Here is a 20,602-nt window from a genome sequence, read left to right as displayed (position 1 = left end):
AGAGGAGCGCTAAATGAAACAGATTCTTAAAAAAATTGCCTTAGGTTTGGTCCTTGGTATCTTGCCACAAAATTGTGTCTCTACCTTTCCGGATATAACCACATCAAACACCATTAAAGAAGACATATCTACCACTCTGGTTTGTGAACAGGGTCTTGAAACTTTACTTCAGTTTTCTCGCGAAAAAGCTGAACCCTGGGGCCTGGTGCCGGGTGGTGAAACGCTGACCCTGGAGCGTGAAGAAAAGGAGGCTCTATTAAATACATGGGGTAGCCTGCTGGATTATCTGGCCCAACTGGACCATATTCAGCAGAATCATGCCTCAACATTTCTGAAGGAAGGGAGGTCCTCCAATAGAGAAGCGATGTATTGTTTCTATCTGGCCTTTGTAACACAATATCGTTATGCCCTGGAATTCCTGGACCTTGTGGAAAACAATGAGAACATACATACCTATTTAAACGAGGCATACCCCCAGCATGGTCTGGAGGCCAATCTTTACCGACAGTTCAAATATCATTTCCTCAATGTTTTTCTGGCGACAAAGTTTGTAGCCCTGGATGCGATTATGGAGGAAACAAAGGTTCCTCATGGTTTTGAGCATATGTCCAAAATAGAGACTTCTGAAGCATATCTGTATGAAATGGGTACAGGTAGCGGAACCGCAATGACCCTTGAGAATGGCTGGAAGTTGATGCAGGAAGCGGCATTTGAGTTCTGGCTACCCCTCCAAAAAGAGGTTGCTAGTTTTATGGGCGGGAAGAAAGTCTGGCGCTTAGGTGAAAGCCTTATGACGCTTAAAGAAATACAGGAGATTGAACCTCAGCTGGAACCAGGAGATATCATATTTACACGCAGGGAATGGGCTTTGACCAATCTGGGCTTGCCCGGTTTCTGGACGCACACTGCTCTCTATATCGCTACTCCAGAACAACGGGGAACTTATTTTTCAGATGCTGAAACCAGGGCCTGGGTCATGGAACAGGGTGATGCTAATGGCAATTTTGAGGAGCTGCTTGACAATCTTTATGGACCTTTGTATCAGAAAAGCTGTTCACTCTCTGTAGACGGAAACCCCCATAAGGTAATCGAGGCACTAAAGCCGGGTGTCATCTTGAATAGTCTGGAGACCACGCTCACCTGCGACGGTGTGGCTGTATTAAGACCCAATGTTTCAAAACAAGCAAAAGCCCGGGCCATATCCTACGCCTTTGCCTCCTATGGCAAACCCTATGATTTAAACTTCGATTTCCGTACAGACTCTGCCCTGGTCTGTTCCGAGCTCGTTCTCAAAGCCTATGAACCTATCCAGGGAAAAAATGGTCTCAACATTCAAACCACAAGCATTGGCCAAAGGGTTGTTACCCCCGGTAACGTCATTATGCAGCAATTTAGTGAAGAGTATGGAAAACCAGATCAGCAGCTGGATTACGTGCTTTTCTATGATGGTTTTGAGAAACAACATCAAGTGGTAAAGTCAAATGTGGATGAATTGCTCATCAGTTGGAAACGGCCTGACTGGCATATCTTTTTACAGGAATAGCCCCCTTGTTCTAAAAGGCATCATTGCAGTAACAATCAAAGTATAAATACACATACAGCTTAACTATTTAGGCACATTCACACAAACGCGACAAATATTTAGGGTTTAATCAATAAACAGATAAAATATTTATTGATTTTTCGCATTTTGCCTTATTAATTATGGCTGTTGGTTGAAATTGGTTTAAATCTTTAAGGGAGCTAAAGAGGAAAGAAAATGAAAAAGACAATTTATTTGCTGGTTATGTTGGGAATTGGAAGCCTTGCTTTTGGTCAGATGAGCATCGGCGTAGATGTTGTTAATCGATATGTATGGCGTGGGACAGATTATGGGAATTCAGCATCAGTGCAGCCATCTATTGAATATGCCAACGGAGTGGTGACTGTGGGCGCCTGGGGTGCCTGGTCAACCAGTGGTGCTACCGGTGGTAACGAGAATGATCTATATCTATCAACCAGCATCGGACCTGTAGGTCTGACTGTCACAGACTACTTCTTCCCTGCCTATTCTGGTAGTGATGATATTTTCAACCAGGATAACCATATAATTGAACTGAGCGCAGGCATGGATCTGGGAGCTGTTACATCCATGGTGGCCTATAACCTTAGTGGTGATGATGATAATTCTGCCTATGTGGAGTTGGGCTATGGACCTGTGACCCTGGGTATGGGTAATGGTTTTTATACTGTAGGTGATGACCCTGATTTTGGGGTGGTCAGCCTAGGTATATCTGCGACTCGCGATATCTATACTATCTCATACATATTGAATCCGGAACAGGAAACCTCTTTCCTGATCTTTGGATTTAGCCTCTAAGCCTTCCGAGGAAATATTAAATGAAAAAACGACACCTCTATTTTGTATTCCTGGTGCTTGGCCTGAACTCTTTTGCTATGGCTTCATCAGATGCCATACAGGCCTATGCCATTGATAACCTCTTTCTCTTTATTTGCGCAGTCCTCGTCTTATTTATGCAAGCCGGCTTTGCCATGGTGGAAGCTGGTTTGAATAGCGCTAAAAACACAGTCAACATCCTTTTTAAAAATATAATTGACCTCAGTGCCGGGGCGCTTCTGTTTTATGTCATTGGTTACAGCTTAATGTACCCCATTGATGGAAATGGGATTCTCTCATTTTCGGGTTTTGGCTTTATTGGAGAAGCAAGTGAACCTGGAGCTGGCGTACTTAACCCTCAGATGAATTGGTTATTTCAGGTTGCCTTTGCTGCCACGGCAGCAACTATTGTTTCTGGTGCTGTTGCAGGTCGCATGAAATTTTCTGCCTATCTGATTTACTCAATTGTTTTGACGGGATTGGTTTATCCAATTAGCGGATACTGGAAGTGGGGCGGAGGCTGGTTGGACGCTCTGGGGTTTTACGATTTTGCTGGCTCCCTCATCGTACACGCCCTGGGGGGCTTCGCTGGTCTGGCAGGTGCCATTGTGTTAGGACCTCGCCTGGGCCGATTTAAACGAAATGGTGGCTCCAGGGCTATGCCTGGTCATAGTCTTACCATCTCAACTCTGGGTGTTTTTATACTATGGATCGGCTGGTATGGCTTTAATCCTGGCAGTCAACTTGCCATTGTCGGCATAGACAATACAAACGCAGTGATGATGATTGCTGTAAATACAACCCTATCAGCGGCTGCAGGTGGTCTCATGGCCATGGCATTTGCCTGGTTTAGATACAAAAAACCTGATCTTTCTATGGCGCTAAATGGGGTTCTGGCTGGGCTGGTTGGCATTACTGCCAATTGTGATTCAGTCACCAATTTTGAAGCCATCCTAATTGGTTTAATAGCTGGGATATTAGTGGTTTTAGGTATTCTACTCCTTGAAAAATTACGTATTGATGATCCCGTAGGAGCCTGGCCTGTGCATGGTCTGGCAGGTCTCTGGGGTGGAATTGCCACCGGAATATTCGGTGGACACCCCCTGATGGCGCAAATTATTGGATCTATTGCCATCTCACTATGGGGTTTTGCAACGATGTTTGCACTTTTTAGCATCCTCAAAGCCCTAAATTTTCTGCGTGTTTCTGAGACTGAAGAAATTCGTGGATTGGATATTAGTGAACACCAGGAGGAGGCTTATGCAGGATTCCAGATTTTTACAGCAGAGTGATGAAGGAGAATTAAAATGAAACTAATTATTGCTATTATTCAGCCAGAAGAACTTCCAGACATCAAGGAAGAGCTTCTCAAAAGACAGATATATAAGTTTACTGTCACCAACGCCAAAGGACAGGGTAAGGAAATTCCAGTGACAGAGGTATATCGTGGGATTTCCCATGAAATAACCCTGCTTAACAAAGTCCGTTTGGAAATTGCCGTCAATGATGAATTTGTTGATGCGGTAATAGAAGCCATTACCACTGTGGCTAACAACCATGATGAATTGGGTCGGGGAAAAATATTTGTACTCCCCATTGAACAGGTCATCCGCATCAGAACGGGGGAAACCGGTCCTGATGCCATTGGCTAAATAAGACCGTGTAGCACCATGTCGATCTCCCCGGTCGGCATACTCCTCAACAAGAGCCCGTAGTAAGCGGGCTCTTGTGTATTTTGGGAACCAAATTAGATTTAAGTCTATGAACCCTGAATATGGACCAATCTTTGCGACAGACTAAGAAATGAAATTAAGTCCAAAAGTCATCATGCTGGTACTGGGTGTCCTGGTGGTCTCAATGAGCCTGCTTTCCATCCCCCTCTATTGGTATTCCCGAGTCGCTCTGGAAGAAGAATTGGGTGATCAACTTAAACGGATCAATCGAATTATGGCAACCACTCTGGATCAGGAGCTCATCAGCATGTTAGCCGTGGAACCTGGCTTGGTAAGTGTTCGACAACAACTTGAAGCCTCCCTCTCTCAATTAGCAGTGCCTGGTATTGAAGGCTTGACTCTCTATAACCAGGATGGGACCATTCTGGCCCAGGATAGACGACTGAAACAAAATATTGCTGAACTGTCTCCAGCTTTGCCAACTCTGCTTTCCCTCAAAAATGATGCAGAACCCGTGGTCTCAGAGATATATAAATTGGGTCAGGACAAATATGTAAAGGCAGCAGCTATTCCTATCAGAACCAACCAGGGATCACAGGTGATTCTGGTGGTCTGGGTCGGTGCCAATTATATGGCAGTCATCAATCAGATGGCTGGCAGCCTGTTGTGGATCATGTTGGCTTCTTTTCTTATCGCCACTGCCATGACCCTGGTCTTTTCTCGATCGCTGATCAAACCGGTGCGGGCCCTCTCAGGCTATGCCAGATCTATTCAGACGAATATTAATTCTGAGCCGGTGGAACTTCATCGATCTGATGAGTTTGGGGACCTCAATCAATCCCTGATTGACATGCATCGGGATATCCAGAAGCAGGAAGAAAGCGCGAGACAACTCCTGGCCGGTATTGCCCATGAAATCAAAAATCCCCTGGGTGGTATGGAAATTTATAGCGGTCTTCTCAGTGAAGCGTTGGCCCAATTACCCCCAGAAGCAAAGTTTGAAGCATACAAATCCTATCTGGAAAAAATCACTGAAGAACTCCAGCATTTGAAGCGCATTGTTCAGGAATATCTGGATTATGCCAGACCCTTGAAGAGTGTCATTGAAACCCTGTCAATCAGAGAAATCTATACGGATATCACCCAGATTCTGCAACCTGAACTCACAGCACTTAAGCAGACGATTCATCTGGATGGTGATGCTGACATCCAGGCTGATCGCTCCAAGCTGCATCGAGTGTTTCTGAATCTCATCAGGAATGGCCTGGAGGCATCTGGAAAAAACAGCCAGACCATGATTCAGATTCATGACAGTCCCAGTACCCTGGGAATCGATTTTATTGATACTGGAACCGGTATTCCCAAAGCGGACCGAGAGCGCATATTTGAACCCTATTTTTCTACTCGAGATCGTGGCTTTGGACTGGGCTTATCCATCGTCCAGAGCATCGTGGGGGAATTGGGTGGCACAATAGTTGTCCAAAAGAGTGATGCAGAGGGCACCGTTTTTAGAATGAATCTCCCTCGGAAGGGTACGAAATAGCTGTGAAACCAAAGATTCTAGTCATTGAAGACGACAAAACCATGCGCGAAGGTATTGCCACGGTATTGAAACTTCAGGGCTATGTAATTCACACTGCTGAAGATGGCCATGCCGGGGCTCAGATGTTCCGTGAACTCAAACCAGATCTGGTGATATCAGACATGAAACTACCTGGCAAGGGAGGCATGAATCTCCTCCAGGAATTTCAGGATCAATCCCCTGATACCCCCTTCATCCTGATCTCTGCTTTTGGTACCATTGATCTGGCAGTCAATGCACTCAAATTGGGTGCTCGAGACTTTATCGCCAAACCCTTCTCCATCGATGAACTGAAATCCAAAGTTGCCCACATTTTTGAAGATCAAACTCCTGCCAGACCAGAGGTAGATTCCATTCCTGACGGCTTCCATGGCCTGGTAGGGAAATCAGAGCAGATGCAAAAGTTGATTACTCAGATCAAACAGATTGGAGCTGTGGATAGCCCGGTTCTCATCACAGGTGAAAGCGGTACTGGCAAGGAGCTCATCGCCAGGGCCCTCCATCTTGAGAGTCCTCGGTCCAGTCAGGAGATGGTTGCCATCAATTGCAGTGCTCTCACGGACACTTTATTAGAAAGCGAATTATTTGGCCATGAAAAAGGCGCATTCACCGGGGCTGTGAGGCAACACAAGGGTATTTTTGAGCAGGCCCATGGGGGAACCATTCTCCTGGATGAAATCGGTGATATTTCGCCCCAACTCCAGGTCAAACTTTTACGCGTGTTACAGAACCAGAGCTTCCAGCGTGTTGGCGGTACTGAACAGATCGAAGTGGATGTCAGAGTAATAGCCGCCACCAACCGTGATCTCCAATCCGCCATGGAAAAAAAGCAGTTCAGGGAAGACCTATTCTTTCGACTGAATGTAATACCTCTGAACATTCCATCACTGAGGGAAAGACCAGAGGATATCCCCGCTCTAGTGTTCCATTTTGTGAAAATGAAATGCAGCAGACTCAAGCGGGATGTCCCGGAAATCGGTAATAGAACCATGACCAAGCTTGGTGAATACGCCTGGCCCGGCAACATTCGTGAGCTGGAGAATTTCCTGGAGCGTCTCCTCATATTCAGTGAGGGTCCAGCTATAACTCCTGAACAGATTTACTTTGAAAACGCCCCCAGAAAATCAACACAATCAAGCGGCAGACTCAATGAGGTTATGGAGCAAACCGAACGAGAGTTGATTCGCGATGCCTTGAATTGGGCACGAGGGGTTAAACAGAAGGCTGCCCGAAAATTGGGACTCAAAACCAGCACACTTTACTACAAAATGGAAAAATACGATCTTTTCGAAGAATTCGGTGGCAAGAACAACCAATCCAGGGAGGACTCATGATGTCTCTCAGGGTCAGACTCCTGTTGCTTCTCCTGCTTGTCGTACCCATGCTCGGTCAAGACTTGAATGACGCCTGGCAGGCCTACATGTCAACCAACACCCGTATTTCTCAATTGAAGGCTGAAAGGGGCTATTACGCCAACGAGCAAATAGTCATTAAAAACACGGTTGATCACCTTCAAAAGGGCTCGGTCTGGTACAATGCCTGGTTCAATAAATATCTCCTGGCCAACTACAGCAAGCGACAGCTGGTTCTCCTCGACTCTGTAAGGGCAATTGATAGTGAGTTAAATGGTTTGCAGAAACGTCAGAGAATTGAAATTGAAGATTTGAGGCATGCTTACGAAAGCCTGTTAGATGACTATGAAACTGATGGAGTCCTTCCTGTTGAACAGGGAATCAGAAATTTACAGATTGGTCGCTGGCAGAATGTTATGGATAGATTCGGCCCCATATTATTTCCTGATTATGAAGAGATACTAAACCTTCAATTGCGAAATCCCGAACAACGCAAAATCATTCTCATCGACATTAAAAAACTGCTACAGGCAAAAATCTTTGAGTTGGATTCCATTAGAAATGATCGTGAGGAAGAAGAAGAACTCGCCCACAGATTAGCCAGTTTTCATGAGGATCTTGGTCTACAGATGGAAGCAGACCAGGATGCACAGCAGCGAGACGCCAGTGGAAACTCAGAGAAGCTTTTTGGATGGTCCACTGCTGATGCTGCAAGTGAATTCTATGACAACAGGGGTGGATTAGATATGGCCACTGAAATAACTGCCGAAAGCATTGATCTGGTAAGTATAAATGTTCCCAGGGACGATGCCCGGGAGATGTCTCTGGAAGAGCGCTCAGGCAAAGATTTGAATTATCTAAAAAAGAAGCTCAGTGAGTATGAAGCCTTGCTGGAAGAAATCAATGAGGAGTTGAATCAATCTCCCTGATAACTCATTTGTCGCAGTTGAAATTATTAGCGTCCATGCTTCAAAAATCTATCAGGAGTTTTCTCCTGATCTGTGTGTTAATCAAGCCTGCTCTTTCCTATGAGAAGCAGTTAAACCTCTCCACCTATTTCGATTCAAATCCCCGCGAGAACCTTACCAATATTGAGTCAACTTTTGGTCTTAAAGCCAGGGGACTTATGCGCTTTGAGCAGGATAGACAGAACGCCCATTTTTATGGGTCAATTTTAGGACAGGGCTTTCTTGAACCGGCACTTTTTCTTGATTCAAAGGTTGTTGTGAACGGAGAGCTGGGTGGCCACTATAAATTTGCGCGGGGCTACCGCATGGATGCTGGATTGAAGACCTTTCAAAAACTGTATTTTGACGAGCTTCAAAGATCAGGTCGAACCACTTTGAGCGTTTCTATCAAACGACTTAGATCGCAGAAGATGCAACAGGAGTTGGGGGTAAGAAGCACAGCCTCTCATATCGATTATGGGACGTTATTTCAGTATTATGACCAAAGAATGTTTCTAAAGCTCACCCGTCGCCTGACATCAGATTTTCAAGCTGAATTTTCAGCCCATTTGGGGCAAATCGATTATTCGGATTATCCTGCAAGAATACTCATAGGTAATTTTCTGGAACTGAGTAACACTGAAAACCAACAGGACTTCACCCGCACCTTGGGAATCCATCTCAAACATCTGGGAAAAATGATCTGGGGAGTAGCTGTCAACTTTGAAGATATCAACTCAAATAGTACAACAGCTGAGTCCAATGTCTGGTCAGCAAAGCTGTATGCGTCTGGTCGACTTTCAGACCAGGTGTTTTTCCATGTAGTGCTCAACGGGATGAAAAAATTCTATGCTCAGACTGATTTTCTCGAAGCCACTCCATATAGAGATCCTGAAGAAAATATTCAGAACCAACTTCATATTCAACTTGAGCGGGTAATTCATCCCTCACGCGTGTTGTACATTCAGTACAGCCTCATCAAAAATGAAACCATTTTTAATCATTGGTATTACAACAAAAACCTCATAGAAATTGGTGTAAAGCTTACACTCTAAGCCCTGACTTTCCAGCCACATAAGTTTCAGAATATTGACTGATCTTTCAGAAAGCTGAAACATCTCCTCATCCATTTCACGCCGATGTACCTATAGAAAATTTTTATTTTTTTATTTCTCAGCATCAAATGGTATCCCCAAAGACCTGGGTACCTAACCCCTCACATCTTCCCGGCTACTGGCATATGACTTGTCTTTATATGGTCGAATGATTTATCCCGGGAAGTCACTGGGAAGGATAAATATAATGAGTGAGGAGGATGTTATGCAGGGAAGAGTAATCAGAATTCAATTCAGTATGCTTCTGATTGTATGGGGAGTCTTTATGCTTTTTACCGGTTGTGAGAATTCACTGCTTGATTCGACTGTCATGACTGAGGAAACAAAATCTGGAGACAGGGGAACAATGGATCAATTCTCCTCAAATTCAGATGGATTATACGTTGGCGGGGAAGATTATTATCCTGGAACTGAGCGTCATGGAGAATTGTCATACAATGGATTTGTTCTGGCAGAAGAGGACAACCTTTCAACCTTTGGAGTCGATGTGGATGCCGGCTCGTATACCTTTGGTCGCAAAAAGATCAATGAAGGCATTGTTCCAGCTCCCTCATCGGTGAGAGTTGAAGAATACATCAACTATTTTCATCAGGATTATCCTGCACCAGACAATGAACCATTTTCCGTTAGTGTCGACGGCGCACCTTCACCTTTCCGCGCCGAAAATCTGCATCTCTTGCGTATTGGACTTAAAGGTCGAGAGGCAAATTCTGATGACGTGCCCTGGAACCTCACCTTCCTCATTGATATCTCTGGATCCATGCGTACCCGTCTGGATCTGGTGAAAGAAAGTCTCAATATCCTGGTTGATAACATGCGCTTGGGGGATCAGGTGTCCATTTGCACCTATGCTGGAAGTGTAGGGACGGTTTTAAATCCAACAGACCTGCAAGAAAATGACGCTGACGCCATCAAAGCCGTTATTTCTGATCTTGAAGCAGGTGGTTCTACGGCCATGGCTTCAGGGTTACAAAATGCCTATGATGTGAATAGTTTGGGATTTCTGGATGGTGGTGTGAACCGTATTATTGTGTGTTCGGATGGCGACGCCAATGTGGGTGCCACCTCTCATGAAGCCATTCTTGAGCTCATCGAAGAGTATGTAGATCAAGGCATAACCCTATCAACACTGGGCTTTGGAAGTGGTAACTATAATGACCATCTCATGGAACAACTGGCAGATCAGGGCAATGGTAATTACTACTATATCGACACCATCAATGAAGCAGAACGTCTGTTTACCGAGGAACTATCTGGAGTCATGGAAGTCATTGCTAAAGATGTGAAAATTCAGGTTGAGTTCAATGCTGCTTCTGTCTTGAGATATCGTCTCATTGGTTATGAAAATCGTGATATTGAAGATGACCAATTTGAAAACGATAGCACAGATGCAGGTGAAATCGGTGCCGGTCATCGGGTCACAGCTCTTTACGAGCTGGAGCTGACCCAGAGCGGCCCAAATAATCTGGGAACCGTGCATCTCCGCTACAAAATGCCCGACGGCGAATCAGACATACCCTTTGATGTACCAATTTCAAGAAATGATCTGGCAGATTCATTCTCTCAGGCCAGCGATAGATTCAGGTTTACAGCTGGCGTGGCAGAATACGCTGAGATCGTCAGGGAGAGTCCATACGTCCAGACCTCACTCTTTGCAGTAGAATCTCTCATTGCATCATCCCTCATTGGCTCAAATGAACAGGATACGGAACTCCTTGAATTGATACGTCAGCTTCAGACCATTGAATAGAGATGATATGCAACAAATGATGAAACTGTTCAAGATATTAGTGTCTCTATCATTCCTCGTGTCATGTGGAATCATGGATCCAGATGAAAATCAACTGGGTGGAGACGAGGGATCTATCCACATTGAATACCTGGGACAGGAATGGACCGAGGGTGGCTATGCACCGCTTTTTTCACTGGTGAATGACAGTACCGAGACCGTTCAATACTTTGGGTATAGTGAAAGCTACCCACTGTTTAGTGCTGAAGCCCTGAGTGATACAGGCTGGACCAATTTGATGTGGGGCTGGTGTGGAACCGGTGCATCATTCTATGCTCTGGAACCGGACTCAAGCATCCAATTTCTTGGGATGTCACCCTCGTATAGCTGCACCTGGCGCTTGGTTCTGGATATCACTGAGATGGACTCCCTGAGTTCACGTAGACTCCGCAGCGAAAATATTATTTACACAATTCCCCAGAATTAAACTGAACGTACGAAAGGAATACCGCCATGTATCACATGGATAATTTTCAAAGAAACAGACGGGTAAGCTGGGGCATGATGCTCGTGATCGTACTTCTTTTTGTGAATAGCGTTTCAGCTCAATTAATATCATTGAAAACCGTTCCTGTGGCTACAGGAGACCAGTTTCTTATTTTCCCCAGCCAGAATCTGAGCATGGGGGGCGTCCACATTAGTCTCAGAGATTCACTCCTTGATCATTGGGTTAATCCAGCCTATGGTGCAAACATAAAGGGGCTGCAGGTTTCCAGCTCTCCTGTGTATTACAGAATTGGAGAGGGCTATGGTAGTGCCAGGTCCATGCCTTTGGCTGTAATCTGGAACAAAGGAATCTGGTTCGGGGGAGCATCTTTTACCCTTCAGGCCATGAATACTGCTGACAATCAGACCTGGTGGAACCCTCAGATTCGGACACTGAGTGAAAACATAGCTGAAAATAAATATCTTGCCGGTTTCGTCGGACGAAAATTGGGCAACACCAGTATTGGTGTAAGTGGCTATTGGGCCTCGCTCTCGGCCCTGGATGGGGTGGATTTGCTCTACTCCAACAGTGAGAGCATCCATCAGAAGGGTGATTTAACTGATGTTCGAGTTGGCCTCAACAGAACCCTGGGTTCTGGTGGAGAACTCGAATTGCTCTATCTCCGTAATGAGTTGGACATGAAGCATGAAGTCATGTATATGGACTGGGGAATTGCTGAACCTTTTGAGCGTATAGAGACCAATCTGGATCATACAGTAACTCAGGGCTTTCATCTTGCCCATACAAGCCCTGTTGATGAATACGGCTGGGCCTATGGTTCCAGACTCACTGTGAATCAGAAAACCCATCCCAAAATCCCCAATTATGAGATTATGAATATCCCCAGGGATCCTGGAACCACTCTAGGATTTAACCTAGGTGGCGGAATCTCAAAGATCAACGGGAATAGTACGTTCGGTATCGATGTCATCTATGAACCCATTAAGAGCCATACCTGGGCGGAAGCCGATACGCACATGATCAACGATGATGATGAATGGATCCGACCTGGAGATAAAACGGTAGAAAACTACTTCGATTTTTCCAACTGGGTATTACGGACCGGGTTGGGATGGAAAAATACCAACCGGACTTTCCAACTGGGTATGCAGATGCGATCCATCCACTACTGGTTGGATCAGACAGACTTTATTGCTGTGACTGAACGAGATCAGGAGGAGTATTGGGTGGAGTGGACCACTACCTGGGGCATGTCCATGGATTTTGATGATTTTACGGTGCGCTACTCTGGAAAAACCACAATGGGAACGGGACGCCCAGGAATTGATACCCAATGGCTATGGCGCGGTGGCATGTTGGAAGACGTGAGCATGGGTGGTGATTTTATAATTGCTCCAAGTGACGATCTGACCCTTCAGGAAGCGCGAGTCATGACCCATCAAATTTCGATATCATTGCCTATCAGGAGGTAGAAAAATTCCAGGCTGGGATTTGAATCCCAGCCTGGTGAATGAACGATCTGATGAGGAAAGCATGAATGGCATAAGATTATTGTCAATAGCAATTGCGTTAGGCCTAATCTTCTCATGCGAGGAAGATGGAGGAAGGCATCTGTTATCCGTAGAAGAGGACTTGCTTTTCACCTTTGTTCTCGACTCAACTTTTGGTACTGGGAAAAAGGGAGAATATTTACTTGTAGTTCGAACAGCTGAGAACTGGACTTGTGTGAATTATTTATTGGAATGTGAATCGATTATCGAAAGTGACTTAATAAGCATAGATATTCATGGGGCTGTACTGGATGGTGGCGGTTGTTATACAGCATTAGGACCTGCAAGAGTAGCAATCCCAATTGACAGGAAGACTGGAAGTTTTGATTTGTTTATTCATAGCCACTCAGGCTTAGATAAATATGACGTCTCCATCACAGACACAGTTGTTGTCACTCCCATCCATACTTCCTATACTGCCTATTATAGATATGACTGGGGACAGAGCGAATGAAAGTGAATTTACTCGGGATTGTTATAATATTACTTTTTGGGTGCGCTTCGGGAACAGATCCAAATCTGGGTGATGAGTTTGTCTTGAAGTACGGCCAGTCAACCAGTATAAATGACCAGAATATATCCATTACATTTACTGGAGTTGGTGCTGATTCCAGATGCCCCACTGGTGTCCTGTGTGTCTGGGAGGGCAATGTCGAGATATTTCTGGATATTAATTCGGAGTCTTATTCAATAAACACCAGTCTTGATCCAAGAATAATTTTCCATGATGATTATCAGTTGGAATTAATTTCAGTATCACCTTATCCTGTTTATGGAGATACCATAGACATCGAAGACTATGAAATCAGAGTGGTTCTGATTAAATAAATCATTCAGGTTTACAGGCGCTAATCCTGTCCTCAGTGAGATACGAATACAAATGAATGGGAAGCCCCCTCAAATGAACATATCCACGAAACTTTTGATGATATTAATCCTGCTTACAGGATGTGCAGAAGATGATGATTCCACGACGACCATAATTTCAAGTGGCACTTCATTTGGCGAGTGTGCTGGCTACTGTGTTAGAGAAATTAAAATTTCTGAGGATAGACTTGTCTATACAGCAAGTAGTTGGGACACAACCAACTATCCAACTTTAGACACTGCTGCAGAAATCACTTCAGAAGAATGGAATGATCTCCTCACCCTAGTGGATTTGTCTGCCATGCAAAGTTATGAAGATGTGATTGGTTGTCCCGATTGTGCAGATGGAGGTGCTGAGTGGATAAAAGTCGAATCTGCTGAAGGTTCAAAAAAAATCACATTTGAATTCGGGGATAGTCTGAGTAGTGTTCAACCGCTCATTGAGCAGTTGAGATTATTACGTGCAGAGAATGAGTTGCTTATCTTTCACGAAAACGATTAATCATGAGATATTGAGTTATAACCTTACGAAGGTTCCAAACCTTCGTAAGGTTAATGAACGGGTCGTGGTGTCAGACTTCGATAGCACTTCGACGAGCTCAGTGTGACACCTCGGTCAGACACCCCTGGCTATTACAGTTGTGCTTCGGCCAGGGCCTGTTCCAAATCCTCAATAATATCGTCGATGTGTTCAATACCCACGCAGAGACGAATCATATCAGGCGTTACACCAGAGGCTTCCAATTCTGCACCAGCCAACTGGCGATGGGTGGTGGAAGCGGGGTGAGCAGCCAGGGACTTGGCATCTCCAATATTCACGAGACGTTTAAATATCTTTAAGGCATCATAGAATTTTTCACCAGCCTCCATACCTCCTTTGATACCAAATGCCATGAGACCTGAGGCTTTGCCTTCGCTGTATTTTTGAGCCAGAATGTGGGAAGGTGATGAAGGTAATCCAGCATACTTCACCCAGGTGACCATGGGATGTTTTTCCAGATATTCAGCAACGGTCTGAGCATTTTCACAATGACGTTCCATGCGTAACGCCAGCGTTTCGATTCCCTGTAAAATAAGAAAGGCATTGAAGGGGCTTAGAGCAGAACCAGTATTCCTTAGTGGAACAGTTCGAACCCGGGCGATATAGGCCAATTCACCCATAGCCTCCGTATACACCATGTTATGATAGGCCGGTTCTGGTTGATTGAGCATGGGGAAACGCTCAGCATTCTCAGCCCAGGGAAATTTACCGGAATCCACCACGATACCGCCCAGGGAATTACCATGGCCTCCCATATACTTTGTCAGGGAATGCACCACAATATCTGCCCCAAATTCAAACGGTCTGATGAGCATGGGCGTGGCAACGGTATTATCAACGATGAGTGGCACGCCATGAGAATGGGCCATATCGGCAATGGCCTGAATATCCATAAAGGCACCGACCGGGTTGGCTATACTTTCACAAAAAACAGCCGAGGTTTTGTCATCTATGAGCGCCTCGAGACTTTCCGGGCTTTCGTCTTTTGCAAAACGTGCTTCAATACCCAGACGGGCAAACATATGACTAAAAAGGGTGAAGGTACCGCCATAAATCTGGGGTGTGGAAACGATGTTGTTGCCCTGCTCTGCAATAGCCAGAATGGCATAATTAACTGCTGCACTTCCAGCACTCACGGCCAGTGCTGCTGCTCCACCCTCCATCTCTGAAACGCGAGCTTCCAGCACAGCATTGGTGGGGTTCATGATGCGAGAATAGATATTTCCGGCGACTTCCAGGTTAAACAGATCGGCCCCATGCTGGGCACTATCAAATTCGTAGGCTACTGTTTGATAGATGGGAACAGCTACCGCCTTGGTGGTTTCCTCTGAATCATAACCGCTATGAATTGCTTTGGTTGCTAGTTTGATAATAAATCTCCGTTTCTAATGCCCTTCAAGGACTTACTTAATTTTTAAAGGATCGTCTGGATTGATTCCATGGGTAAATGGAAGATGACGATCAATATTTGTTAGTTGATAAACCAGCCCCAGCCAATTGTTGAAGATGGATTTGCCTGTATCTCGCCAGGTATTATCCAGGAGGGGCTCGATCTCAGCCTCAGGAAAACCAGGCATTTTATCACCCTTCTCCCTGGCCTGCATCACGGCTGGTCTATATCGTTGAATAATTTTATCAATATTCGGGTTGAAATAATTTTCTGGACTTTCTGGATAAGTTTCTCTTTCGCCTTCAAAGTAGCGAACGACTTCACGCTTGTACTCTTTAAGCAGGCTGACACGATCATATTCTGGATGCCCTTGAAGATATACAATTCTGAACATATCCGGACTTACTGCCATGTGAACGCCACTCTCAGACCCCTCTACCAGAATCTTAAAACCTGCTGCCTGCAATTGCTCGGGACTAACATCGTTGTTTCTTGAATGGGGGACGTCAAAACGGGTGTTAATATTCCTCAGGAGGGGATGCCCGGTATTGGTAATGCGGTGACTATAAACCCCCCAGCGTTTTTGCTGCAGTGGTTGCCGTTCAATGTCATGTAGGTGCTTTACGATGGCGTGGACTGCCAGGCATGAACAGAGGACCGAAGTGACATTCCTGGTGGCCCAGTCAATCACAACTCCCAGGGGCTCCCAGAAAGGCTCCTGCTCCAATGACGGATTAGCAGGGTTGGTACCGGTAATAATCAGGGCATCTAAACCTGCACTTTTTACTGCATCAAAACTCGTGTAATAAGCATCTATGTATTTCTGCGCTCTCTCATCCCGTTCAACACCATCTATTGTGAAAGGATAGATATAATATTGGACGATCTGATTTGAGCTTCCCACCAATCGTAAAAACTGTCTTTCCGTAGCCTGAAATGAAGCATTGGGCATGAGATTTAAAAAGCCGATGTGTAGTTCTCGAATGTCCTGATGGAGGGCTTGACCCAGGTCGAGTATTTCTTCACCCTGAGCTTTCAGGAGATCAAATGTGGGGAGGGGGGTATGGGCGACTAATGGCATTTTGTTCAATTTTCCTTATTCAACGACTCATCAATTACAATTTCATAAACAGAACAATATTAGGTTTTTAATGCAATTTTAGCAAAGAAATAAAATAAACTTGCACACCAGGCCTGAAATAATGTATAATTGTTCTGTATATGAATATGACACAAATAAATATTAGCCTTATCAATATCCGCCGCCGCCATCCGCAAAGACAGGGAACCGGCGTGTAACTCTATAAGCATAAAATTTAATAAGAGAAAGCCCCCGGTTCAACCCGAGGGCTTTTTTTATGTGCAAAAATGAAGTGAATGAACCGAAAGCAAAGGAATCAAACCAAGTTGAAAAAAGAAAAAGTCGTCCTGGCCTACAGCGGAGGTTTGGACACCTCAGTAATTTTGAAGTGGCTCGAGCTCAAGGGCTATGAAGTGATTTGCTTCGTGGGGAATGTGGGACAAACAGAAGATTTTGAAGCCGTCGAGAAAAAGGCTTATGCCACTGGTGCCACCAAAGTGTATACCGAAGATCTCCGACAAGAATTTGTGGTGAATTATATCTGGCCGGCTCTACAGGGGAATGCCCTGTATGAGGGACGCTATTTATTGGGAACTTCCCTGGCGAGACCCCTTCTGGCTAAAAGTCAGATAGCAATTGCAGCTAAAGAAGGTGCTCAATATGTGTCTCATGGATCCACAGGCAAGGGCAATGATCAGGTCAGATTTGAATTGAATTATTATGCCCTGAACCCTGAAATCAAGGTCATTGCACCCTGGAGGGATCCAGTATTTCTAAATGAATTCAAAGGCCGTACTGATCTGATCAACTTTGCCCAGAAACATGGGATCGAGATTACTGCTTCAAAAAATCGCCCCTATAGTGAAGACGAAAATCTCATGCATATCAGTCATGAGGCTGGGATTCTTGAGGACCCAGCCATAGCACCAGATGATTCAGTCTACAGTATATCAAGTCTTCTGAGAGATGCGCCTGACCAGGAAACCAAAATTGAAATCTCCTTCGAAAATGGGATACCTGTTCATGTGAAAAATCTGGAAGATGGTGTTGAAAAATCAAAACCACTTGAATTATTCACCTATTTGAATGAGTTGGGTGGCATAAACGGTATTGGCCAGCTTGACATGGTGGAAAATCGATTCATCGGCATCAAGTCCCGTGGCATTTATGAAACACCTGGTGGTACCATCCTGTGGGAAGCTCACCGAGATATCGAGGGAATTGCCATGGATAAGGAAGTCATGCACCTCCGCGATATGCTCATCCCCAAATTTGCCGAGCTGATCTATAATGGCTTCTGGTATTCACCAGAGATGGACTTCATCATGAGTGCATTCAACAAAAGTCAGGAAGCAATTTCAGGCAAGGTGCGCTTGTCGCTGTATAAGGGGAATGTTGTGACTATTGGTCGTGATTCCCCGTATTCCCTCTATGATCAGGATCTTTCCAGTATGGACATCGAAGGTGGGTTTGATGCCACGGATTCTACGGGCTTCATCAATATCAACGCCATCAGGCTCAAAGCGCATAAACTGGTTCTCCATAAAAACAGACCTTATAACTGGCGCGAGGTTGAAGTATGAGCAAGCTGTGGGACAAAGGGGTAGCGCTGAACCCAAAAATCGAAGCCTTCACGGTGGGCAATGATTACCTCCTGGACCAAAGCCTGGTCTATTATGATTGTATTGCCTCCAAGGCCCATGCCAGTGTCCTCGAAAAAGCATCACTCCTTAGCAAAGATGAGGCGCAAAAGATCAAGCAGGGTTTGGATCAAATAATCGAACTCCAGAGTAGGGGTGAGTTTGAGATCCCCTCCGAACAGGAGGATTGCCATACTGCCATCGAAGCGTATCTAATTGATACTTTGGGTGAGCTTGGTAAAAAAATCCACACTGCCAGATCTAGAAACGACCAGGTCCTTACTGCCCAGCGCCTGTACTATCGGGATAAACTCAAGGATATTGAGTCGTTGAGAGTCCAACTCATCGAAACCATTGCACAGTTTGTTGAACGGTTCGGTCAGGTTGAATATCCAGGGTATACACACATGCAAAAGGCCATGCCTTCATCTTTTGCAATGTGGGGCTGGGCATTTATCGAGAGTATGGAAGACAATGGTATGCTCCTGGCAACCGTATCAAAGATATTGGATCAGTCCCCCCTGGGTACGGCTGCTGGATATGGTGTCCCACTTGAGATTGATAGGGAATTGGCCGCTCAGGAACTGGGGTTTGCCAGGGTCCAGCAAAACCCCATCTATGCTCAAAATAGTCGGGGAAAGTTTGAAGCCCTGCTTATTCATTTGCTTTCACAGATAACAGCCGATCTCAACAAAATTACCAGCGATTTGATCTTGTTTAACATGAGTGAATTTAAGTTTGTAAAACTACCAGATGAATTCTGCACAGGTAGCTCCATCATGCCCCAGAAAAAGAATCCAGACGTGTTGGAGTTGATGAGAGCCAAACACCATGTAGTGAAAGCCTGTGAATTTGAGGTATCCAGCCTTATAAGCAATCTGATCTCTGGTTACAATCGTGATCATCAATTGACAAAAGAACCTGTCATGAAGGCCTTGAAAATCACCCAGGATTGTCTTGAAATAGCCGTCCTTCTTTTCGCGAATCTTGAAGTGGATGAAGGTCATTGCCAAAAAGCCATGAGTGCCGAACTCTACGCCACCGAAAAGGCTTATGCCCTTGTTAAACACGGCATCCCCTTTAGAGATGCCTATGTCCAGATTGCCCAATCCCTGAAAGAGGACTCATGACCCGCACGCTTCCCCATTTGAATCGAGTCGTGGTCAAGATTGGCAGCTCCAGTTTGTGTGGAGCCGATAACAGGATACAGGAACGCCAAATTATTGAATTGACCCGACAGGTGGCTGCTCTGGTTCAGCAAAACATCGAATTGGTCCTGGTGACCAGTGGGGCGGTTGCCGCAGGCGTTGGTCACCTCATTGATAAAATCCCTTCCCTGGAGAATAATCAGGCTGCCGCTGCCATCGGACAACCCATACTCATGGGATACTTTCAGAAATATTTCCAGGCCTATGATCTCAATACAGCTCAGTTGCTACTGACCCATGATGATTTTCAGTCGCGTCGGAGATATCTAAATGCCCGTAACACCATTAATTATCTCCTCAGCAATCAGGTAATTCCAATTATTAATGAGAATGACAGTGTTTCCACCGAGGAAATCCGCTTTAGCGATAATGATTATCTCGGAGCACTCTGCACTAATCTGGTGAGTGCTGACTTGTTTATCATTCTCTCAAACATCAATGGTATCGCGGATAAAAATCCCCAGGAGTACCCCGATGCCAGCATTTATGAAGAACTATCTCTGGCCGATCTTGAACACCTCCAGAAAAAGTTTGCCAGCGAGAAAGTACGTGGTCTGGGACGGGGCGGGATTGCCACCAAACTGGAAGCGCCATCCATGGCAGGTCGCTATGGTGTCCCCAGTATTATTGCCAATAGTCGCGAGGAAAATGTTTTGCTCCGAATTGTCAAAGGGGAGTCGTTGGGAACCTTGATTCGACCAGAAACCAACCAACTCAATTCCAGACGCGCTTATATCGCCCATGCCTTAAAACCCAAGGCGATGATCATTATTGATGATGGAGCTGCCACAGCTTTAAAAAACAGCAAGGCCAGTCTTCTGGCTACAGGTATCCTTGCCACCAAAGGGAATTTTGATCGTGGTGACGGAATCAGTTGCTGCCTTGAAGATGGCACTGAAGTGATGCGGGGAATTGTGGAGTACAATCGAGATGAGGTTCGCAAAATTGCTGGTCGTCGCTCAAGTGAAATTGAAAACATTCTGGGTTACAAACATCGTCGCAGTGTGATTCACAGAGAAAACATGGTGGGGATTTAGGAATT

General features: G+C 45.2%; 19 protein-coding genes. 17 read left to right on the top strand and 2 right to left on the bottom strand.

The genetic code is table 11. The features are described from left to right. Positions 1 to 13 precede the first annotated feature (13 nt). The 14 genes from ISR87_00600 to ISR87_00535 all read left to right on the top strand — a co-directional run bounded on the left by ISR87_00600 (position 14) and on the right by ISR87_00535 (position 14,202). A complete protein-coding gene (locus ISR87_00600; GenBank protein ID MBL7023924.1) occupies positions 14 to 1,543 on the top strand; it encodes a hypothetical protein in 1,530 nt (509 codons plus the stop codon). A 216-nt stretch (positions 1,544 to 1,759) separates the two neighbouring features. Further along, the gene (locus ISR87_00595; GenBank protein ID MBL7023923.1) at positions 1,760 to 2,359 is read left to right on the top strand and encodes a hypothetical protein; all 600 of its coding nucleotides are present in this window, start codon (positions 1,760 to 1,762) and stop codon (positions 2,357 to 2,359) included. Positions 2,360 to 2,379: 20 nt separating this feature from the next. Further along, the gene (locus ISR87_00590) at positions 2,380 to 3,669 is read left to right on the top strand and encodes an ammonium transporter (protein MBL7023922.1); all 1,290 of its coding nucleotides are present in this window, start codon (positions 2,380 to 2,382) and stop codon (positions 3,667 to 3,669) included. Positions 3,670 to 3,684: 15 nt separating this feature from the next. Next, positions 3,685 to 4,029, top strand: coding sequence for a P-II family nitrogen regulator (locus tag ISR87_00585; GenBank protein MBL7023921.1), 345 nt, complete (start codon positions 3,685 to 3,687; stop codon positions 4,027 to 4,029). 151 nt (positions 4,030 to 4,180) lie between these two features. Then, the gene (locus ISR87_00580; GenBank protein ID MBL7023920.1) at positions 4,181 to 5,593 is read left to right on the top strand and encodes a sensor histidine kinase; all 1,413 of its coding nucleotides are present in this window, start codon (positions 4,181 to 4,183) and stop codon (positions 5,591 to 5,593) included. 2 nt (positions 5,594 to 5,595) lie between these two features. Next, the gene (locus ISR87_00575) at positions 5,596 to 6,966 is read left to right on the top strand and encodes a sigma-54-dependent Fis family transcriptional regulator (protein MBL7023919.1); all 1,371 of its coding nucleotides are present in this window, start codon (positions 5,596 to 5,598) and stop codon (positions 6,964 to 6,966) included. Continuing rightward, entirely contained in the window at positions 6,963 to 7,913 is a 951-nt protein-coding gene (locus tag ISR87_00570; GenBank protein MBL7023918.1) for a hypothetical protein, read from the top strand. The genes ISR87_00575 and ISR87_00570 overlap by 4 nt, the downstream gene beginning before the upstream one ends. A gap of 35 nt (positions 7,914 to 7,948) precedes the next feature. Continuing rightward, positions 7,949 to 8,986 carry a hypothetical protein gene (locus tag ISR87_00565; protein ID MBL7023917.1) on the top strand — a complete coding sequence of 346 codons (1,038 nt, stop codon included), beginning with the start codon at positions 7,949 to 7,951 and terminating at the stop codon, positions 8,984 to 8,986. Between the two features lie 265 nt (positions 8,987 to 9,251). Continuing rightward, positions 9,252 to 10,796 carry a von Willebrand factor type A domain-containing protein gene (locus ISR87_00560; GenBank protein ID MBL7023916.1) on the top strand — a complete coding sequence of 515 codons (1,545 nt, stop codon included), beginning with the start codon at positions 9,252 to 9,254 and terminating at the stop codon, positions 10,794 to 10,796. A gap of 73 nt (positions 10,797 to 10,869) precedes the next feature. Next, on the top strand, positions 10,870 to 11,262 hold the full coding sequence (locus tag ISR87_00555) for a hypothetical protein (protein ID MBL7023915.1): 393 nt from the start codon (positions 10,870 to 10,872) through the stop codon (positions 11,260 to 11,262). Positions 11,263 to 11,288: 26 nt separating this feature from the next. Then, complete coding sequence (locus ISR87_00550; protein MBL7023914.1) at positions 11,289 to 12,755, top strand: hypothetical protein; 1,467 nt, start codon at positions 11,289 to 11,291, stop codon at positions 12,753 to 12,755. Positions 12,756 to 12,816: 61 nt separating this feature from the next. After that, positions 12,817 to 13,287 carry a hypothetical protein gene (locus ISR87_00545; GenBank protein ID MBL7023913.1) on the top strand — a complete coding sequence of 157 codons (471 nt, stop codon included), beginning with the start codon at positions 12,817 to 12,819 and terminating at the stop codon, positions 13,285 to 13,287. Continuing rightward, complete coding sequence (locus tag ISR87_00540; GenBank protein ID MBL7023912.1) at positions 13,284 to 13,661, top strand: hypothetical protein; 378 nt, start codon at positions 13,284 to 13,286, stop codon at positions 13,659 to 13,661. Before ISR87_00545 ends, ISR87_00540 begins: the two co-directional genes overlap by 4 nt. Positions 13,662 to 13,734: 73 nt before the next feature. Then, complete coding sequence (locus tag ISR87_00535) at positions 13,735 to 14,202, top strand: hypothetical protein (GenBank protein ID MBL7023911.1); 468 nt, start codon at positions 13,735 to 13,737, stop codon at positions 14,200 to 14,202. A gap of 131 nt (positions 14,203 to 14,333) precedes the next feature. Here ISR87_00535 and ISR87_00530 read toward each other — a convergent pair whose 3' ends face one another. Both ISR87_00530 and ISR87_00525 read right to left on the bottom strand, forming a co-directional pair. Next, positions 14,334 to 15,611, bottom strand: a complete 1,278-nt coding sequence (locus ISR87_00530) for an aminotransferase class V-fold PLP-dependent enzyme (protein MBL7023910.1) — start codon at positions 15,609 to 15,611, stop codon at positions 14,334 to 14,336. 33 nt (positions 15,612 to 15,644) lie between these two features. Next, a complete protein-coding gene (locus tag ISR87_00525; protein ID MBL7023909.1) occupies positions 15,645 to 16,712 on the bottom strand; it encodes a homoserine O-succinyltransferase in 1,068 nt (355 codons plus the stop codon). A 296-nt stretch (positions 16,713 to 17,008) separates the two neighbouring features. Between ISR87_00525 and ISR87_00520 the strand changes: the two genes are divergently transcribed. The 3 genes from ISR87_00520 to proB are packed head-to-tail and all read left to right on the top strand — an operon-like array spanning position 17,009 to position 20,597. Then, the gene (locus ISR87_00520) at positions 17,009 to 18,295 is read left to right on the top strand and encodes an argininosuccinate synthase (GenBank protein ID MBL7023908.1); all 1,287 of its coding nucleotides are present in this window, start codon (positions 17,009 to 17,011) and stop codon (positions 18,293 to 18,295) included. Continuing rightward, complete coding sequence (gene argH / locus ISR87_00515; GenBank protein MBL7023907.1) at positions 18,292 to 19,482, top strand: argininosuccinate lyase; 1,191 nt, start codon at positions 18,292 to 18,294, stop codon at positions 19,480 to 19,482. The genes ISR87_00520 and argH overlap by 4 nt, the downstream gene beginning before the upstream one ends. Continuing rightward, entirely contained in the window at positions 19,479 to 20,597 is a 1,119-nt protein-coding gene (proB, locus tag ISR87_00510) for a glutamate 5-kinase (GenBank protein MBL7023906.1), read from the top strand. Before argH ends, proB begins: the two co-directional genes overlap by 4 nt. Positions 20,598 to 20,602 lie beyond the last annotated feature (5 nt).

The sequence above is a fragment of the Candidatus Neomarinimicrobiota bacterium genome (assembly GCA_016784545.1).
In the GTDB taxonomy this organism is placed as follows: Bacteria; Fidelibacterota; UBA8477; order UBA8477; family JABMPR01; genus JABMPR01.
The sequence above is the reverse complement of the archived record's forward strand: the minus strand, read 5'-3'. Positions and strand labels throughout refer to the sequence as shown.

Bases quoted from the DNA above. Each gene is read 5' to 3' on its own strand.
- ISR87_00585 (MBL7023921.1), top strand. From the start codon at position 3,685: ATGAAACTAATTATTGCTATTATTCAGCCAGAAGAACTTCCAGACATC.
- ISR87_00540 (MBL7023912.1), top strand. From the start codon at position 13,284: ATGAAAGTGAATTTACTCGGGATTGTTATAATATTACTTTTTGGGTGC.
- ISR87_00520 (MBL7023908.1), top strand. From the start codon at position 17,009: ATGAACCGAAAGCAAAGGAATCAAACCAAGTTGAAAAAAGAAAAAGTC.
- ISR87_00560 (MBL7023916.1), top strand. From the start codon at position 9,252: ATGCAGGGAAGAGTAATCAGAATTCAATTCAGTATGCTTCTGATTGTA.
- ISR87_00570 (MBL7023918.1), top strand. From the start codon at position 6,963: ATGATGTCTCTCAGGGTCAGACTCCTGTTGCTTCTCCTGCTTGTCGTA.
- ISR87_00565 (MBL7023917.1), top strand. From the start codon at position 7,949: ATGCTTCAAAAATCTATCAGGAGTTTTCTCCTGATCTGTGTGTTAATC.
- ISR87_00525 (MBL7023909.1), bottom strand. From the start codon at position 16,712: ATGCCATTAGTCGCCCATACCCCCCTCCCCACATTTGATCTCCTGAAA.
- ISR87_00590 (MBL7023922.1), top strand. From the start codon at position 2,380: ATGAAAAAACGACACCTCTATTTTGTATTCCTGGTGCTTGGCCTGAAC.
- ISR87_00600 (MBL7023924.1), top strand. From the start codon at position 14: ATGAAACAGATTCTTAAAAAAATTGCCTTAGGTTTGGTCCTTGGTATC.
- ISR87_00555 (MBL7023915.1), top strand. From the start codon at position 10,870: ATGGATCCAGATGAAAATCAACTGGGTGGAGACGAGGGATCTATCCAC.
- ISR87_00595 (MBL7023923.1), top strand. From the start codon at position 1,760: ATGAAAAAGACAATTTATTTGCTGGTTATGTTGGGAATTGGAAGCCTT.
- argH (MBL7023907.1), top strand. From the start codon at position 18,292: ATGAGCAAGCTGTGGGACAAAGGGGTAGCGCTGAACCCAAAAATCGAA.
- ISR87_00545 (MBL7023913.1), top strand. From the start codon at position 12,817: ATGAATGGCATAAGATTATTGTCAATAGCAATTGCGTTAGGCCTAATC.
- ISR87_00580 (MBL7023920.1), top strand. From the start codon at position 4,181: ATGAAATTAAGTCCAAAAGTCATCATGCTGGTACTGGGTGTCCTGGTG.
- ISR87_00550 (MBL7023914.1), top strand. From the start codon at position 11,289: ATGTATCACATGGATAATTTTCAAAGAAACAGACGGGTAAGCTGGGGC.
- ISR87_00535 (MBL7023911.1), top strand. From the start codon at position 13,735: ATGAACATATCCACGAAACTTTTGATGATATTAATCCTGCTTACAGGA.
- proB (MBL7023906.1), top strand. From the start codon at position 19,479: ATGACCCGCACGCTTCCCCATTTGAATCGAGTCGTGGTCAAGATTGGC.